Genomic DNA, 17,849 nt, shown 5'->3' on the forward strand with positions numbered 1-17,849 from the left:
GAAGTCGGTGTCGATGGCCATGATCGGCGTGGGAATGGTGTTGAGGTTCTCGATCTTCTCGTCGGCCACCTGCTGCTGCCGCACCTCCTCGGTCATGTCGAGCACGTATTCGACCGCACCGACGACATTGCCCTTGGCGTCCTTGATCGGCGAGCCCGTATATTTGATGGGCACGATCACGCCGTCGCGCGGCCGGGCGATGGTCTGCTCGGTCACCACCGAGTCGGTCTTCATGGCCCGGGCGCAGGCGCATTTCTCGGTCTTGCAGTGCGGCGTCCTGAACAGGTCGTAGCACTTCCTGCCCACCGCCTCGTCCGGGGTCAGGCCCGCCACCGCCGCCCCGGCCGGATTCATGAAGGTGATGGTGAACTTGTCGTCGATCTCCATGATCGGGGTGGGGATGACGTTGAGGTTGGTTTCCATCTGCCGCAGCCGGGCCTCCAGGCGCTTTTTCTCGCTGATGTCGGTCATGGTGACCAGCGTCTGACCGTCGGCATCGCCCGTGGGCCTGGCCACGGACCGGAAATAGCGGACCCCGGCGTCGCTGCTGTGCAGCGCCTCGGCCGTGACCGGCTTGCGCATCCGGCCGGCCTTGTCCACCGGGCAGTCCTTGGTGCCGCACAGGTGCAGGTTGCACGACTCCTCGCAGGTCATCCTGCCGATCACCTTGTCGGCATGCAACCCGAAGGTGCCGAAAAATGCCTGGTTGGCCCAGGTGATGGTCCGCTTGCCGTCAACCATGAATCCGGGATCGTCCGAAGTTTCAAGCAAGGACAGATCCCCGCCGGAGCGCATTGCTTCTCCCGCCGCCATTGTTCCCTCCACGAAATCGTTCTGTTCAGTCTGCATAAAATGGTCTGTGTGCCAGTATCAAGAATGGTCTGTGTGCCCGCCGCTGGCCGCTGCCGGTTGCGCCTCGCTGTCCCGGTCCGGGATCCGGAGATGGTTGCGCAGAATATTGGTGACATTGACCACCAGCACATGTTCCTTCAGTCCGTCGTTGTTGACGAACTCGATGAGCCGGTCAAGGGTGTCCTTTTTGGCCTGCAACTCGGGCCGCAACGAGGGCGTGACATGGAACCGTTCCTGCTTGTAGATGGTCACGATCTCATCGACCAGCAGCGCGACCAGGTTGCCGTTGGCCCGGCCGATGATCAGTTTGTCGTCCTGGCCGCGCTCCCTGCCGACCACGTTCTGCTCGGCGCATTGGTAAAAACCGCGCAAACCCACCACCGGCACGATGCGGCCGCGGAGATTGATGATCCCCTGGATCAGGCCGTCGCCGTCGGCGACCTCCATGAAATCGCCGCAATCGATGATTTCCTGCACGTCCTTGAGTTCGATCGCATAGTGCTTGCCGATGGCGAACACCAGATAGCAGTGCTCGGTGATGACATGCCGGGTGGCCGAGCACGCCTCGTTCCTGCCGTCATCCTTCCCGCGCAGGCGGGACATAGAGGCGATCCTGTCCACCTGGGCGCTGATCAGCTCCCGGACATCGAGCAGCATGACATTGCCGTAGGCCGGGCTGTGGCACACCCCGCGGACATGGGCGAGGTGGTGCCCGGGGATGGGCATGATCTCGTCGTCGGCCACCACCAGGATCTGGTGAATCGTGTCGACGATCAGGCCGAAGGACAGGGTGTCGGATTGCAGCACCAGGATCCTGGTGGCATCGGTGGGATCGGCCGCTCTGTCGGCGTAACCGAGCAGGGCGGCGCTGCACAGCACGGGAATGGTCTGGCCGCGCAATTGCAGGGCGCCCGCCACCTTGCCGCTTCTGAACGTTTGATCGATCTCGTTGAAAAAACAGATCTCCCTGGCATCGCCGACCGGAATGCCATAGACCTGCTCCCGGCAGGAGTAGACGACGAACTGCGCATAGCTGCGCTGGACCGGCAGCGCCGGTTGTTCCCGCTCAGGGACGGCGGCATCGTTCGGCAACAGGCGCCCCAGATCGAGCAACTCCAGGGTGCGCCGCCCCTCTTCCAGTTTGATCAACTCGGCAACGACCGTTTCGTCGGACAGGAGAAAGGGGTCGAGATGTTCGATCGCCCGGGCCGGGACCCGGAGGACATCGCGGATGTCGTCGAACAGCAGGCCGTACCGTTTGCCGTTGTGCTGGACGACCGCCACCTTGGCGTCTGGTCCGTGGCCGGTCGCCGCCAGCGCCAACCGTTTCTTCAGGTTGATCACCGGGACGGCGTCGCCGCGCAGGTGCATGATCCCCTCGAGGAAGAAGGCGCCGGTGGGCAGGGGGCGGATCGATTCGCCGACCGGCAAGGCTTCCACCACCTGCTCCGCCGGCAGGGCGATTTCGATGCCGATCTGCCGATCGAGGATGAACGAGGCAAACAACCGTTCTTGATCCATACGCTTCCGCCCTATTCGGTACGAGGGATTCCGCCCCTGGCGGCGTTGACCTGCCTGGATTCGATCCTGTCGAGCACCGCGCCGACCTCGCTGAAATCGCTGTCCTGATAGGCGATGAAGCGGGGGCGCAGTTGGTGGCCGCGCGCCACGGTTTCCGCGTCGGCGTCGGGCAGGACCAGGACGAAAAACACCTGTTCCAGGCGGAACCGGAAAGAGGCCAGGGCATTCAGTTCCCGTTTGTCCGCCGCCTGGAGCACCACGGTTTCCGGCAGCGGGCCGGGGGACTGCAAATGGCGGATGAGGTCGGAGATGGTCCGGCAATCGATCAGGGATTCCAGGGACCCCAGCGCCTCGATGGCATGCTGCAACCTCTCCCCGCTCTCCGTGTTTTTCGCGGTATATAACAAGACGTTCATGGCAGTCTCTTGCTGGTACGGGTGACAGCCTGAAGCGGCTGGCATTCCCTTTTCAGCAAGGGCCGTGCCTGAAACCGTCCGGCGCGGCCAGGAAGCACGAAGGGCTTGCGGCGCAAACAATCCTGCCGTAGGGCACCCCGGATACCGGGCCGGGGCGGCAGATCCGGGACTGTCAACAAAAGGGGATGGCGTCGAGAAAAGTGAACACCCTTTGGTGCACACGGCGGGAAAGCCGCACATCCCGGTTCGGGACGGCACGGCATGGTTTTCCGCGACCGGAGGGCACGGCAACGGCATGACCCGCGCCCGCCGGGGCGTCGGGCGGAGCATTCGATCGGACGGCAGACAGGGGAACCGGCGTCAGGCGAGCGAATATTTGTTCATCAGTTGGTACAGGCGGGTGCGGGACAAGCCGGACAGGCGCCCCGCTTTCATGATGTTCCCCTCGCTGTGCCGGAGCAGGCGCACGGTGTAGTCGCGCTCGAAGGCGTCCTTGGCCTCGCGCCAGGACAGCAGGGAGGCCTCGGCGCCCTGGCCGGCGGGGATCGTGGCCGCCGGCGCGCGGACCCGGGCCCGGGCATGGGCCGTGCGGATATGCACGGGCAGGTGCTGCGTGAAGAGCAGCGGCGAATGCACGGCCTGCGCAAAGGCGGATTCAATCGCCTGGGACAGTTCCCGGACATTCCCCGGCCAGGTGTAGCCGGTCAGATGATCGATGAAATCGGGCAGGCATTCCTTCTTCTCCTGGCCGTACCGCTGCACCAGGCGATCGAGGAAGTGCTCCGCCAGCAGCGGGATGTCCCCTTCCCGCTCGCGCAGCGGCGGCAGGGTCAGGGAGAGTCCCCGCAGGCGGTAGAGCAGATCCTCGCGGAACAGTCCCTGCCCGGTCATGGCGGTCAGGTCCCGGTTGGTGGCGCAGATCAGCCGGAAATCGCTCTTGCATTCCTCCTGGCTGCCCACCGGACAGAAGGTTCGCTCCTGCAGGACCCGGAGAAAACTTTTCTGGATCGACAAAGGCAGTTCGCCGATTTCATCGAGAAAGAGGGTGCCCTTGTCCGCATGGCGGATCAAGCCCCGATTGGCCCGGTCAGCGCCGGTGAAGGCGCCCTTGACATGGCCGAACAGCACGCTTTCCACCAACTGTTCGGGCAGGGCCGTGCAGTCGACCACCACGAAATTGCCGTGTTTTCTCCGGCTGTTGGCGTGGATGGCCCGCGCGAAGGCCTCCTTTCCGGTCCCGGATTCCCCGGTGATCAGCACATTGGCTTCGGCCGCCGCCGCCTTGGCGAGCAGTTCCAGGCAGTGCGCGAAGCGCGGACTCTCGCCCACCAGCTGGTCGCGCTCCACGTCCTTGAGGACGGCCTTCTGACTGGACAGGGCCTGGCGGTATTGCAGGGCCCGGGCGAGCGGCAGGGCGATTTCCTTGACAATGGAGTTTTTTTCCAGATAGCACCAGGCCCCGTGCCGGATGGCCAATTCCGCCCCGTCCGGATCGCCCTGGCCGGTGATGATGATGACCTCGGGACTGGAAGCCACCGAGCGCAACTGATCGATCGCCTGGAGACCGTTGCCGTCGGGCAGGTAGACGTCGAGCAGCACGATGTCGTAATCCCCCCGGCCCGCCGCCTCCAGGCCGTCGGCGAGGGTGTGCACGCACCGGGAAGCATAGCGGAGGGAGTCGAGCCTGTCGGCGACCGTCTCGGCAAAAAGCCGGTCGTCATCGATGATCAGAACCGCCGCCATAGCGCATCTTCCTTCAAACAGGTCACCGGGTGGTATGCATCGGTCGCGAAAACCGTGGACTGCTCGTCTGTTACACAACAAATGTATTACACCTGCTGCCCTTGCAAATGTCAAGGCGTCAATAGACGGCGGACCGTTGCCAGCAGAACCTGTCGCCGCACCGGTTTCATCAGCATTTCCCTGACGCCCATCTCGGCCAGATGCCCCGCCGGGGCATGGCGGTCATAGCCGGTGACCATCAGCAGCGGCAGGTCCGGCCGCAGGGCGTGCACCTGCCTGCACAGGTTCGCTCCGGAGAGCCCCGGCATGTCGACATCGGTGAGCAGCAGATCGAAGGCGAAGGGGTCGGCCCGCACCTGTTCCAGGGCGAGTCGACTGTCGGGCAGGCCCAGCGCGACAAACCCGTCTCCGGTGAGATAGCGGCAGATGATGTCGAGGAGGTCCTCCTCGTCGTCCACCACGAGAATGCGGCAAGGCGACGGGACCGTTGCCGCCGCCTTGCCGGCCGGCCGGCTCTCCCGGTCATCGGGCCGGGCCATTGCGAGCCGGCGGAGCGCCCGCACCAGTTCCTCGCCTCTGCGGCAGGCCTCGACGATCCGTTCCAGCCGCCGCTGCACATGACTCTCCGGTCCGGCCTCCTCTTGCAGCATCTCCGCATTGGCGATGACGATGCCGAAAATATTCATCAGGGCATGCCCCTGTTCGCGTGTCATTCCGCCGGGTTTTGCGGGCAATGGCGTCGTCCCGGCCGCATCACTGTCCATCTGTCGCCTCCATCTGTCCGCCGGGCATGCCCCGTCCCCTGTCCCGGCCTGCCGGGAGGTGCACGGAGGGCACGCCGCGCCGGGGTCGGGGTTCCCCTCCGCGTCCTCTGGCCCGCGCGGAGACGGGCCTGGTGTCCGGCCGGCAAGAATGCCCGGGGCGCGCTGTTGTTGTTTACTTACCCACGGAGTTTGGCTATGGTGCAAGCCAACCGTTTCCCCGTGGACCGGTTCCCGATTCCCTGTTCCGGCACGAGCTTATGGTTCACACAGACCGTCTATCCTTGTCAAGCACTTCGACCGGTCAGCGCGCCGGCCGCGGGAATCTTTTGTCGGCACGCCGCCTGTAAATCCGGTTGTGCCCGCCACCCCCTGCCACACCGTTTCTCCGGATACATCGAAACTTCATGCTGCCAGCCGCCCCCACCGCCAGAAAAAAGAAAAAACAACCCCTGCGCTTCACGGCCACCTGCGGCTTCGGCCTGGAATCGCTGGTCAGCTGCGAGATCGCCGGTTTCGGCGGGGAGGCGATCGCCAGTCATCCGGGGGCCGTCTCCTGGAGCGGCAGCCTGGAAACCGGCTACCGTGCCTGTCTCTGGTCCCGGTTCGCCTCGCGCGTCCTCCTCGAACTGGCCCGGTTCGACGCCCCGACCACCGATGCCCTCTACGCGCAGGCCGGCTCCATCCTCTGGGACGACCACTTCACCTGGAAATCGACCTTTGCGGTGCACACCACCCTGGTCAACGCCGCCCTGACCCACAGCCAGTTCGCCTCGCTGCGGGTCAAGGACGCCATCGTCGACCAGTTCCGCAAGCGGTTCGGCAGGCGGCCGGACGTGGACCCACTGCATCCCGATCTCCGCATCAACCTCCATGTCCAGGGGACCGGCGCCACCCTGGCCCTGGATCTCTCCGGCGACAGCCTCCACCGGCGCGGCTACCGCACCGGCAGCGGCGAGGCGCCGCTGAAGGAGACCCTGGCCGCCGCCATCGTCCGTCTCTCCGGCTGGCTCGACCGGGCCGGCGACGAACCGGTTCTGCTCGATCCGATGTGCGGCAGCGGCACCCTGCTCATCGAGGCGGCCCTGATGCTCAGCGACAGCGCCCCCGGCCTGCTCCGCAAGGCCTTCGGCTTCATGGCCTGGAACAGGCACGATCCGCAGCTCTGGGACCGGCTGGTGCAGGAGGCGGTGGACCGGGAAAGCCGGGGCATGCCTGCCGCCTGGCCGCAGTTCATCGGCTACGACGCCGATCCCCAGGTGGTGGCCGCGGCCAGGAAGAACGTGATCGCCGCCGGCCTGCGCGAGGTGATCGTCATCAAACAGCGCCAACTGGCCCGGCTGGAGAGCCCGGCGCCCAGGGGCTGTCTGCTGACCAACCCGCCCTACGGCGAGCGGCTGTCGGAGAAGGAGGCGGTCAAATATCTGTATCGCTGTCTGGGGCGGATCTTCCGGGACCAATTTCCCGGCTGGACCCTGGCTTTTTTCACCGCCAACCCCGACCTGGCCGAAATGACCGGCATGCAGTGGCAGGAGCGGCAGCGGTTGTTCAACGGGCCGATCAAATGCCAGTTGCTGGTGGGCCAAGAGAACACCCTGCGGGAACAAGCGCTTCAGCGCTGGACCCTGGCGCCCCTGCCCGCCGACGCGCCCGGCGAGGATTTCGCCAACCGGCTGCGCAAGAACTGCGACACCCTGCTGCGCTGGGCCGAGGAAGAGCAGATCACCTGTTTCCGCGTCTACGACGCCGACATGCCGGAGTACAATCTGGCCGTCGATCTCTACGAGGAGTGGGTGCACGTCCAGGAATACGCGCCGCCGGCCACCGTCGATCCGGCCAGGGCGGAACAGCGGTTCGGCCAGGCCCTGCAGGTCATCCGCACCGTGTTCGACGTGCCGCGCGGCCGGTTGTTCATCAAGACCAGGAAAAAGCAGAAGGGAACGCAGCAGTACCAGAAGAAGCCGGGTGCCGGCACGCTCCACGAGGTGCGGGAAGGGGGCGGCCGTTTTCTGGTCAACTTCACCGACTATCTCGACACCGGCCTGTTTCTCGACCACCGCCTGACCAGGGCGCTGCTGGGCCTCCTCGCCCAGGGCAAGACCTTTCTCAACCTGTTCGCCTATACCGGCGCGGCCACGGTTTATGCCGCCATGGGCGGGGCCACCGCCACCACCACCGTCGACATCTCCGCCACCTATCTCGGTCGGGCCCGGGCCAACCTGGCCCTCAACGGCTTCGGCGGGCCGCTGCACCAGACCGTGGAGGCCGACTGCCTGGAGTGGTTGCAGCGCGACCGGGAACGCTACGGGGTGATCTTCGTCGATCCGCCCACCTTCTCCAATGCCCGGCACCGCAAACAGATCTTCGACGTCCAGAAAGATCATGCCGCCCTGCTCCGCCTAGCCATGCAACGGCTGGCCAAGGGCGGCACCCTGATTTTTTCCAACAATTTCCGCGCATTCAAGCTGGAGGAATCGCTCTGCCGCGACTTTGCCGTCCGGGAGATCAGCGACGAGACCATCCCCCCCGATTTTCAGCGCAACCGCCGCATCCACCGCTGCTGGGAATTCCGCCACCACCAGCAGCCGCCTATCACCGAACAGGAGGCGCCATGATCGCCGATCCCGCCGAAGAGCTGGTCGAAATCGTCGACCGCGACAACAACCCCATCGGCGCGGTCACCCGCCGGATCATGCGTCAACAGAACCTGATCCACCGGGCCACCTATGTCCTGGTCTTCAACCGGACAGGGGAACTGTTCATCCAGAAACGGACCCGCACCAAGGATATCTATCCCGGCTACTGGGACCTGGCCGCCGGCGGCGTGGTGCTGGCCAGCGAACCCTACCTGGAGTCGGCGCAGCGGGAACTTCGGGAAGAACTGGGACTCGCCGGGGTGCGGCTGGCCCATCTTTTCGATCGGTATTTCGAGGAATTCGGCAACCGGGTGTGGGGGCGCGTCTTTTCCTGCGTCAGCGAGGGACCGTTCACCCTCCAGAAGGAGGAGATCGAATACGGCCGATTCATCGACCTCAACGGGATCGAGGCCCTGCACCGGGCGGAACCGGTCACCCCGGACGGCATGGCCCTGCTTCGTCTCCTGCCGCGGACCCTGCCGTAATGCTCCGCGACGAAAGGACGTGCGGACCGCCCGCAACCGAACAGGGTCGTCCACATCCCCGGCGGGGCGCCATGGACGTCCATATAGTCCGGCAACCCATCTTCGATATTCACACAAGGCTGTTCGCCTACGAACTGCTGTTGTGCCAGTCCCCGGCGATGCGTCCGGACGGCCCCAGCGGCGACCGGACCGCCACCGGCCTGCTCTCCACCGCCTTCCTCACCGAGGGGATCGAGATCATCGCCGGGAACAAACCCTGCTTCATCAGGTTCACCGCCAATCTCCTGATCAAGGATCTCGCGGCCTCGTTTCCGAAGCACACCATCATCATCGAAATCCCCGGGAATGTACCGCCCTCGCCCGAGATGCTCGCGGCGTGCCGCTCGCTTTCCCGGCAAGGGTTCATCCTCGCCCTGGCCGAGTTCGTCTATGCCAGGGAACTGCTGCCGCTGATCGAGTTGGCCAACATCGTCAAGATCGATTGCCAACTGGCGGATGCGGCCACCATCGAACGGACCAGGGCCCGCCTGTCCCGCTGCAACCTGAAGTTTCTGGCCGAAAAGGTCGAGACTCACGAGGAACTTGCGCGCGTCAGAACACAGGGGTTCAATTACGTTCAGGGCGCTTTCTTTGCCCGTCCCGAATCCCTGCGCCTCACGGAACTCCCCTCGAACAAGCTCCACCTCCTGCGCCTGCTGGCCGAGGTCAACAGGCCGGAAGTCTCCGTCGACAGACTGGAACACATCGTTGCCGCCGATGTGGCCATCACCTACAAGCTGCTGCGGTATGTCAACTCGGCTTTCTTTTCCCTGCTCAGGCAGGTGGCATCCGTGCGCCAGGCGATCGTCTATCTGGGGGAGCGGGAACTGAGGCGGTTCGTAACCTTGGTCATTCTTTCGGAGCTGGCGGCGGACAAGCCCGCGGAACTGGTCCGGCTGTCGGCGGTCAGGGGCCGCTTCTGCGAATTGCTGGGCAGGGAGTGCGGCCGGGAGGACACCGCCGAGCTGTTCTTCCTGGGCCTTTTTTCCCTGATCGATGCCCTTCTCGACGCGCCCATGGCGCAGTTGATGGACAAACTGCCGCTCGGCGCCGGCATCAAGGAGGCGTTGGTCCATCGCCAGGGGCCGTTGGTCCCCTTTCTCGACGCCGCCATCGCCTACGAACAGGGGCGGACCGAGGCCTGCCTGCACGCCCTGGCCAGGTTGCGGATCCATGCCGGCACGATCTACGCCCTCTATCTGGACGCCATCACCTTTGCCCAATTCCTCGATTGACCGGTCGGCGCCGATCGCGTCCCGGCGGCGACACCGCATTCATCCCCGCCAGCCCTCCTGCTCCCAGAGCAGAAACAACCGGCGGATGCCCCCGGTGGCCAGATCCGCCATGGCCGTGAACAGGGCCGGTTGAAAAGGCGCGCCCTCGGCGGTGGTCTGCACCTCGATCCAGCGGCCGTCGCCACTCATGACGAAGTTGGCGTCGACATCGGCGGCGGCATCCTCGCTGTATTCCAGATCCAGAACCGGCCGGCCCCCGACCACGCCGACGCTGACGGCCGCCACCGGCAACAGCGGCGGCATGGCGGTGAGCCTGCCCCGGTCCACCATCTGCCGCACCGCCATCCGCACCGCCAGGGCCGCGCCGGTGATCGAGGCGCAACGGGTGCCGCCGTCGGCGTTGAGCACGTCGCAATCGATGCGCAGGGTGTGTTCGCCCAACAGCCGCAGATCGACCATCATCCGCAGGGACCGGCCGATCAGCCGCTGGATCTCGTGGGTCCGGCCTGAGGGCCCGGATACCGCCTCCCGCCGGCCCCGGCTGTGGGTGGCGCAGGGCAGCATGCCGTATTCGGCGGTGATCCAGCCCTGTCCCCGGTCCTTGAGAAAGGGAGGGACCTTCTCCTCGATGGTGACGCCGCAGAGCACGTGGGTCTGCCCCATCTTGATCAGCACCGAGCCGTCGGCATGGGGCTGGACGCCGTATTCGATGCTGACCGGCCGCAAGCCGTCGGCCGGGCGATGTCCGTTGCGCATGGGTTCCTCCCTTGATGCGGCAATGCTGTGAACTGGGCAGGCAACTCAGAAATCAGAGTATTATCAGGGTAATGCCGGGATTGGCGCGATTGAGGTCGCGGTGGCCGGCCAGAAAGGGGAAGCGCCGCAAGAACTGCCGGCCGCGCCTGGAGCGTCCCGCCAGCTCCTCGCCGGGGACGATCTCCCTGATCCGGCCCTGCAGACGGTAGAACTGCAACTGATGCCGGACCGCCTCCCTGATGGCCCCGCCGGTGCCGCTGGAACCGTAGCCGTGGATCAGGGTCAGCGCCCTGACGCCCTCATGGCCGGCAGTGGCAATGGCCGCGTCGAGCCGGTCGAGCGCCTGCCGGACCAGCGGCATGCCTCGTTCCAGGTTGATCACCCGGTGCGGCGGCCCGGCCGTTCCCGGCTGGCCGGGGGTGCACGGCGTCCCGCAATGGGGGCATCGCCCCTTGCCGGGTTCGAGTTCGTTGCCGCAGATTTCGCACAGCACCGATGCCATGGCCGATTCCGTGCCGACAGAGATTCCGGCCGAACCGCTACCGGCGCCGAACCTCGATCACCTCGGGCATCTGCAGGAGATGCTGCTGCAAGGTCTGGAGATGCTTGAGATTGACCACGTCGAGCAAAACGTCGAGTTCGGCGATGTTCTCCACCGTGGTGCGGGCATTCAACTCGACGATGTCGGCGTCGTCGGCGCTGATGGTGGCGCTGATATCGGCCAGCAGGCTTTTGCGGTTTTCCGCGCGGATGCGTAGCGCCGCGCGGTGGGATGCCTGCGGCGAGCCAGACCAGGCGACTTCCAGCCAGCGTTTCGGGTCCGTGGCCAGCAGGTTGTGGCAATCGGTGCGATGGATGGAGATGCCGGTGCCGGTCGTGATGAAGCCGATAATGGGGTCGCCCGGCACCGGATGGCAGCACTGGCTCACCTTGACCAGCATGCCGTCGACGCCGTCGATGTCGATGGCGTTGCGCCTGGAGGTACTGGCGCGGTGCTCCTCGGCCGCGCGCTGGGCCCGTTCGACCATCTCCGCCATCCGCCGCCTCTCCTCGGCCTCGCGGAACTCCTCGGGTTGCAGCGTCCGCACCAGATGGGGCACGGTGATGGCGCCGTTGCCCACCCGCACCAGCAGCTCCTCCAGGGACTGGCAGTTGAGCTGCTTGAGCAGCAGGCGCAAATGCCCGCTCTTGAGCAGGCCGCGGAAATTGACGTCGTACTTCTTCAACTCCCGCTCGCAGATCTCGCGGCCCAGCTTGAGCGAGCGTTCCTTCTCCTCCCGCCGGAGATACTGGCGGATCCGGGTCCGGGCCCTGCCGGTCTTGACCAGTTGCAGCCAGGCACGGCGGGGATGCTGGTTCTTCTGGGTGAGGATTTCGACGATGTCGCCGCTCTGCAGCTCGTGTTTGAGTTGGACGATCTGGCCGTTGACCTTGGCGCCGACGCAGGTGTCGCCGATGGCCGTGTGGATGGCGTAGGCGAAATCGATCGGCGTGCTGCCCCGGGGCAGCTCCCGGACCTCGCCGGTGGGCGTCAGGGCGAAGACATCGGGCTCGAACAGCTCGCCGCGCACCGATTCCATGAACTCGTTCGGGTCCTCGACCTCCTGGAGAGACTGCACCAGCCGCTTCAGGTCTTTGAACAGCCGGGCATCGCTGCCGGTGATCTTCTGCCCTTCCTTATAGGCCCAGTGGGCGGCCACGCCCTCCTGGGCGACCCGGTCCATCTCCTCGGTGCGGATCTGGATCTCGATGAACTGTCCCAGTGGTCCGGCCACCGTGGTGTGCAGCGACTGGTAGTTGTTCGACTTGGGCGCGCTGATCCAGTCCTTGATCCGGCCGGGGACCGGTGTCCAGTCGGCGTGGACCGTGCCCAGGACCTGATAGCACTCCTTGATCGTGCGCACGATGATGCGGAAGGCCACCTTGTCGTACACCCGTTCGAGCGGAATCTTCTGCACCACCAGCTTCTTGTAGATCGAATAGATGTGCTTGGGGCGGCCGATGATCCGCACCGGCTCGATCTTGTTCGCCCGGAGCTTGGCGTAGAGGATGCCGATCACTTCGTCGACATAGGTCTGGCGCTCGGCGACGGTGCTTTCCAGGTGGGCGGTCAGGTCGGCATATTCCGCCGGAAACAGATACCTGAAGGCCAGGTCCTCCAGCTCGCGCTTGAGCCACTCGATACCGATGCGGCTGGCCAGCGGCGCGTACAGGTCCATGGTTTCCCGCGCCTTGATCCGCCGCTCCTCCTCCTCGACCGCATCGAGGTTGAGCATGTCCTGCAGGCGGTCGGCCAGCTTGACCAAAAGCACCCGGATATCCGCGCCCATGGCCAGCAGCAGCTTGCGGATGTTCTCCGCCTCGTGGGCTAGATGGGAATCGTAGCGGACATTGGTGATGCGGCTGGCGCCGTTGACGATATTGGCGACCGCCTCGCCGAACTTCTTCTTCAGCTCCTCCAGGGTGGCGACCTGCTCCTTGATGACGCCATGGAGCAGACCGGCGACGATGGTGTCCAGGTCGAGCCGCATCGAGGCCAGGGTCGAGGCCACGGCCAGGAGATGATCGACATAAAGTTCGCCGGTCACGTACCGCTGCCCGGCATGCCGTTCGCAGATGAACTCGTATGCCTTGCTCAGCGGGGCGAGATCGACCTCGTGGAGATAGGCCGAGGCGAGGGAGTGCAGGGGCTTGATATCCGACATGGTTCCAATCCGCAGTTCGGCGCGGGCCTGCCTCGGGTCGGTCAGGCCAGCGCCTGCCAGACGAGTCCGGCAATATGGGCGACCGCCCCGTCCAGGGGCAGCAGCTCGGTTTCACCGGTCCGGCGCGAGCGCAACTCGACCTTGCCCTCCTTCTCGTAGGTTTTGCCCACGGTCAACCGAAAGGGAATGCCGAGGAGATCGGCGTCGTTGAACTTGGAGCCGGGCCGCTCGTCCCGGTCATCGTAGAGGACGTCCAGCCCTTGGGCCCGCAGGTCGTTGTACAAACCTTCCGCAACGCGGCAGAAGGTTTCGTCCTTGGGCCCCAGGTTGAGGACGATCACCTGGAAGGGGGCCAGCGGCACCGGGAAGATGATCCCCTTGGCATCGTGGTTCTGTTCGATGGCCGCTGCCACCACCCGGCTGACGCCGATACCGTAACATCCCATGATGAAAGGCTTTTCCTGGCCGTCGCTGTCCTGGAAAGTGGCTGCCATGGCCTCGGAATAATTGGTGCCGAGCTTGAAGATGTGGCCGACCTCGATGCCCTCTTTCAGGCGCAGGCTGCCGCCGCAGACGGGGCAGCGGTCGTCGGCCGCGATCTGCCGCAGGTCGCCGACCACGTCGGGCTGAAAATCGCGGCCCGGATTGACGCCGGTGCAGTGGAAGCCCTTTTCGTTGGCCCCGGCCACCGCATCCACCATGCGCATCACCTCCTGATCGGCCACCACTGTGATGTCCAGGTCCATCGGCCCCAGGTAGCCCACGGGCAGGCGGGTCTGCTGCCAGACCTGTTCCTCGGTGAGGGCCTCGACCTCGTTGGCGTCCAGCAGGTTTTTCAGCTTGACCGTCTGCACCTCGCGGTCGCCGCGCACCAGGGCGGCCACCGGCTTGCCGTCGGCCAGGTAGATCATGGTCTTGATCACGTCGCTGGGGCGGACCTTGAGACATTCCGCCACCTTGTCCACCTGCTTCATCCCAGGGGTGGCCACCCTGGCCAGGGCCTGCTGGGCGCCGTCCGGCGCCGCCTCGTCCAACGGGACGATGGCGGCCTTTTCGACATTGGCGGCATAAGCGCAGGCGTCACAGATGACCAGGGTATCCTCGCCGGTCTCGGCCAGGACCATGAATTCATGGGAATAGGAGCCGCCGATAGTGCCGGTGTCGGCCTCCACCGCCCGGAACTCCAGGCCGCACCGCGCAAAGATGCGGCTGTAGGCCCGGTGCATGATTTCGTAGCTGCGGCTGGCGCCGGCATCGTCGACATCGAAGGAATAGGCGTCCTTCATCACGAATTCGCGCCCCCGCATCAGGCCGAAGCGCGGCCGGATCTCGTCGCGGAACTTGGTCTGGATCTGGTAGAGGTTGATCGGCAGCTGCCGGTAGGATTGCAGTTCCCGGCGGGCGATGTCGGTGACCACCTCCTCGTGGGTGGGGCCGAGGCAGTAGTCGCGGTCGTGGCGGTCGCGGAACCGGAGCAGTTCCGGGCCGTATTTTTTCCACCGGCCCGATTCCTGCCATAGGTCGCCCGGCTGGACCATGGGCATGAGGATCTCCTGGGCGCCGGCCCGGTTCATCTCCTCCCGGACGATGCCGATCACCTTCTGCAGGGCGCGAAAGCCCAGGGGGAGATAGGTGTACATCCCCGAGGTCAATTTGCGGATGAACCCGCCCCGCACCAGCAACTGATGGCTGACGACCTCAGCCTCGGAAGGGGTTTCCTTGGTGGTGGGCAGCAACAACTGAGAGTAACGCATATCTGATCTCCGTCCACATGCAAACAGGACCGGTGCGCGTTGCGCCGGCCCGTTCAACCGCCGGCTTTCCGCTCGGCCTCCATTTTTTCCAGTTCTTCGAGGAAAACCGGCAGCAGGTCCGCCTCCGCGACCTTCCGGTACAGCTCCCCCTTCTTGAAGATGATTCCCACGCCGTGGCCGCCGGCAATGCCGATGTCGGCCTCGCGCGCCTCGCCCGGCCCGTTGACCACGCAGCCCATCACCGCCACCTTGAGCGGCGACCGCATGGTTTGCAGGTGCCGCTCCACCTGGTCGGCCAGGGTGAACAGATCGATGCGGGTGCGGCCGCAGGTGGGGCAGGAAATCAGTTCCGGCCCCCGCTCGCGGATGCGCAGGGCGCGCAGCAGCTCGAACCCGACCCGGATTTCCTCCACCGGATCGCGGGTCAGCGAGATGCGGAAGGTATCGCCGATCCCCTCGGCCAGCAGGATGCCCAGGGCCACGCTCGACTTGACCGTGCCGGCGATGAGGCCGCCCGCCTCGGTCACCCCGAGGTGGAGCGGATAGTCGGTCCGCTCCGCCAGTAGGCGGTAGCCGGCGATGGTGGTCAGCACGTCCGCGGACTTGATCGAAATCTTGATGTCGAAAAAGCCGTGCCCTTCCAGGAGACGGACATTGTCAAGCGCGCTTTCGATGAGGGCGTCCGGCCGTTGTGGGGTGGGATAGCCGTAGCGGGCCAGGAGTTCCTTTTCGATGGAGCCGGAATTGACCCCCACCCGGATCGGCACCCCGTGCTGTTTGGCCGCGGCCACCACCCGGGCCAGCTTGTCCGGCCCGCCGAGGTTGCCCGGATTGATGCGGATGCCCTGGGCGCCGTGCTCCATGGCCGCCACCGCCAGCCGGGCGTCGAAATGGATGTCGGCGATCAGGGGAATGGCGATCCGGTCCCTGATCGCGGTCAGGGCGCGGGCCGCGGCCATATCCGGCACCGCCACCCGAATGATCTCGCAGCCGGCCCGCTCCAGTTCATGGATCTGCCGGACCGTGGCCTCGACATCGTCGGTCATGGTGTTGGTCATCGACTGGACGGCGATGGGCGCGTTTCCGCCCACGGCCACCGCGCCGACATGAATCTGGCGGGTCGTTCTTCGCGTGATCATACCGCCTCCCGGCTCGCCGCCGCCATGGTGCGCAGATTCAGCTCCGCCTCCGAGGCCCGCACATACAGAGGCACCGCCTGCCCTGCCGATCCACCGATCCCGTCGGCCAGCATCCGGCCGGCGCACAGGCCGATGGTTGCCGCCCTGGGATGGAAGACGCCCGTCTCGGCGAGCCGGGCCAGCGGCTGGGCGGCCATCTCGGCGCGGCAGGCCGGCAGGCCCGGACCGACCAGCAGGGTCGGCTCCTGTATCCGCCGGGCCAGTTCGTTCGGGTTCAGGACGAGGAAGGGGCCGCTTCGCTGCCAGCGCGCCTGCCCATACCGGTACCAGGCCGCGTACACCTGCTGCTTCCGGGCGTCGAGCAGACAGCAGATCGGCAAATCGACCGGGACGACCTGGGCCGCCAATCCGTCCAGGGTGGGGACGGGCACAAGGGGCACGTCCGCGGCCAGAGCCAGCCCCTGCGCGGCCGCCATGCCGATCCGCAACCCGGTGAACGACCCCGGTCCCTGGCTGACCGCCACTGCCGCCAACTCGCTCCAGCCGACGCCGGCCGCCGCCATGACGGCATCGACCGATCCCAAAAGACGCCTGGCGTGGGTCACCTCGGGCTGGAGGGTGTATTCGGCCAGCACCTTGCCCGTCGGGCCGGCACCCCGCGTCAGGGCCACGCTGCCGCAGCCGGTGGCGGTCTCGATAGCCAGGATCAGGACATCAGCCATCGTCTGACCAGTCGGAGGATGTCGTTGTAAAACACGAACACCATCAGGGTCCCCAGAATGGCGATGCCGATTTTCTGGCTGATTTCCATGGTCCGGTCGCTCAGGGGCTTGCGCCGGACGGCCTCCAGAGAGAGGAAGACCAAATGGCCGCCGTCGAGCACCGGCACGGGCAGCAGGTTGAGGATGCCAAGATTGACGCTCAGCAGGCCCATGAAGTAGAGCAGGTTCATCCAACCGGCTTCCATCTGCTGGCCGGCCAGCTCGGCGATCCGGATCGGGCCGCCCAGTTCGCTGGCCGGAATGACCCGCTGGACCATCTTGACGATGCCCATCACCGTCAGGTAACCGAGGTTCCAGGTCTGGAGCAGGGCCGCCTCGCACGATTCGCCGATGGAGGCCGCCTTGTACTGGATTTCGTCGCTACGGACGATGCCGAGCATGTACCGTTCGCCCACCTCTTCGCCGAACAGGTTTTTCACCTTCTGCAGAGCGGGCTTGGCGTGAAAAGTCAGTTCCTGTCCCTGGCGGTCCACGATCAAGGTGGCCGTTTCGCCGCCGCTGTCCTTGATGCGCTCGGATACATGGATCCACGAGGTGGTGGGAGCGCCGTTGATGGAACGGATGACGTCCCCGGCCTGCATGCCGGCCTGCTCGGCCACCGACCCGGCGGTGACCTCGCCGATCCGGGTGGAATCGACGGGTTCGGGGATGCCGGCCAAGACGAACATGGCGAAGAAGAGGACCACGGCAAACAACAGGTTGAACAGCGGCCCGCCGAAGACGATGCCGAACCGCTGCCACACCGCCTTGTGGGAAAAGGAGCGGTGGCGTTCTTCCGGCTGGACTTCCTCGCCCTGCTGCTCGCCGTACATCTTGACGTAGCCCCCCAGGGGGAAGGCGCTGATGAGGTATTCGGTCTCGCCCCACTGCCGGCTGATCAGCTTGTTGCCGAAGCCGAGGGAAAATTTCAGCACCCGCACGCCGAAGGCCTTTGCCAGCAGGAAATGGCCCAGCTCGTGCACGAAAATCAAAACGCCAAGAACGATGATAAAGGAAACAACGGCATTCATGTCATGGACTACCAG

Annotated in this window: 15 protein-coding genes; 3 read left to right on the forward strand and 12 right to left on the reverse strand. The window is 65.4% G+C overall.

Annotated elements, in window-relative coordinates; translation table 11 throughout:
* From Q362_RS21770 to Q362_RS0118165, 5 genes are all read right to left on the reverse strand, one after another.
* Nucleotides 1-849 (reverse strand): PAS domain-containing protein (locus Q362_RS21770; protein WP_245590274.1); only part of this gene is annotated, 849 nt, incomplete at its 3' end.
* Nucleotides 850-870: 21 nt separating this feature from the next.
* Nucleotides 871-2,373, reverse strand: a complete 1,503-nt coding sequence (locus tag Q362_RS0118150) for a chemotaxis protein CheW (RefSeq protein WP_028319759.1) — start codon at nt 2,371-2,373, stop codon at nt 871-873.
* Nucleotides 2,374-2,384: 11 nt separating this feature from the next.
* Entirely contained in the window at nt 2,385-2,789 is a 405-nt protein-coding gene (locus Q362_RS0118155) for a hypothetical protein (RefSeq protein ID WP_028319760.1), read from the reverse strand.
* A gap of 360 nt (nt 2,790-3,149) precedes the next feature.
* Complete coding sequence (locus Q362_RS0118160) at nt 3,150-4,532, reverse strand: sigma-54-dependent transcriptional regulator (protein ID WP_028319761.1); 1,383 nt, start codon at nt 4,530-4,532, stop codon at nt 3,150-3,152.
* 110 nt (nt 4,533-4,642) lie between these two features.
* Nucleotides 4,643-5,296: a response regulator gene (locus tag Q362_RS0118165; RefSeq protein ID WP_084313002.1), complete on the reverse strand. Its 654-nt coding sequence runs from the start codon at nt 5,294-5,296 to the stop codon at nt 4,643-4,645.
* 404 nt (nt 5,297-5,700) lie between these two features.
* Between Q362_RS0118165 and rlmKL the strand changes: the two genes are divergently transcribed.
* The 3 genes from rlmKL to Q362_RS21780 all read left to right on the forward strand — a co-directional run bounded on the left by rlmKL (nt 5,701) and on the right by Q362_RS21780 (nt 9,688).
* Nucleotides 5,701-7,908 carry a bifunctional 23S rRNA (guanine(2069)-N(7))-methyltransferase RlmK/23S rRNA (guanine(2445)-N(2))-methyltransferase RlmL gene (gene rlmKL, locus Q362_RS21775; protein WP_051554482.1) on the forward strand — a complete coding sequence of 736 codons (2,208 nt, stop codon included), beginning with the start codon at nt 5,701-5,703 and terminating at the stop codon, nt 7,906-7,908.
* A complete protein-coding gene (gene yfcD, locus Q362_RS0118175) occupies nt 7,905-8,414 on the forward strand; it encodes an NUDIX hydrolase YfcD (RefSeq protein WP_028319763.1) in 510 nt (169 codons plus the stop codon). The genes rlmKL and yfcD overlap by 4 nt, the downstream gene beginning before the upstream one ends.
* A 71-nt stretch (nt 8,415-8,485) precedes the next feature.
* Nucleotides 8,486-9,688 carry an EAL and HDOD domain-containing protein gene (locus Q362_RS21780; RefSeq protein ID WP_051554483.1) on the forward strand — a complete coding sequence of 401 codons (1,203 nt, stop codon included), beginning with the start codon at nt 8,486-8,488 and terminating at the stop codon, nt 9,686-9,688.
* A 39-nt stretch (nt 9,689-9,727) separates the two neighbouring features.
* On the opposite strand, the gene rph is transcribed toward Q362_RS21780, so the two are convergent.
* From rph to rseP, 7 genes are read right to left on the reverse strand one after another with little or no spacing between them, the layout of a single operon-like run.
* On the reverse strand, nt 9,728-10,444 hold the full coding sequence (rph, locus tag Q362_RS0118185) for a ribonuclease PH (protein WP_035217193.1): 717 nt from the start codon (nt 10,442-10,444) through the stop codon (nt 9,728-9,730).
* A 52-nt stretch (nt 10,445-10,496) separates the two neighbouring features.
* Nucleotides 10,497-10,946, reverse strand: a complete 450-nt coding sequence (locus Q362_RS22580) for a Smr/MutS family protein (protein ID WP_051554484.1) — start codon at nt 10,944-10,946, stop codon at nt 10,497-10,499.
* A gap of 37 nt (nt 10,947-10,983) precedes the next feature.
* A complete protein-coding gene (locus Q362_RS0118195) occupies nt 10,984-13,149 on the reverse strand; it encodes a RelA/SpoT family protein (RefSeq protein ID WP_028319765.1) in 2,166 nt (721 codons plus the stop codon).
* Nucleotides 13,150-13,190: 41 nt separating this feature from the next.
* Nucleotides 13,191-14,903: a proline--tRNA ligase gene (locus Q362_RS0118200; protein WP_028319766.1), complete on the reverse strand. Its 1,713-nt coding sequence runs from the start codon at nt 14,901-14,903 to the stop codon at nt 13,191-13,193.
* Nucleotides 14,904-14,956: 53 nt separating this feature from the next.
* The gene (ispG, locus tag Q362_RS0118205) at nt 14,957-16,042 is read right to left on the reverse strand and encodes a flavodoxin-dependent (E)-4-hydroxy-3-methylbut-2-enyl-diphosphate synthase (protein ID WP_028319767.1); all 1,086 of its coding nucleotides are present in this window, start codon (nt 16,040-16,042) and stop codon (nt 14,957-14,959) included.
* The gene (gene tsaB / locus Q362_RS21790; protein WP_051554485.1) at nt 16,039-16,764 is read right to left on the reverse strand and encodes a tRNA (adenosine(37)-N6)-threonylcarbamoyltransferase complex dimerization subunit type 1 TsaB; all 726 of its coding nucleotides are present in this window, start codon (nt 16,762-16,764) and stop codon (nt 16,039-16,041) included. Before tsaB ends, ispG begins: the two co-directional genes overlap by 4 nt.
* Complete coding sequence (gene rseP, locus Q362_RS0118215; protein WP_028319768.1) at nt 16,749-17,834, reverse strand: RIP metalloprotease RseP; 1,086 nt, start codon at nt 17,832-17,834, stop codon at nt 16,749-16,751. The genes tsaB and rseP overlap by 16 nt, the downstream gene beginning before the upstream one ends.
* Between the last annotated feature and the right edge of the window lie 15 nt (nt 17,835-17,849).

Origin of the sequence: Desulfobulbus elongatus DSM 2908 (assembly GCF_000621145.1) — a bacterium.
Lineage (GTDB): Bacteria > Desulfobacterota > Desulfobulbia > Desulfobulbales > Desulfobulbaceae > Desulfobulbus > Desulfobulbus elongatus.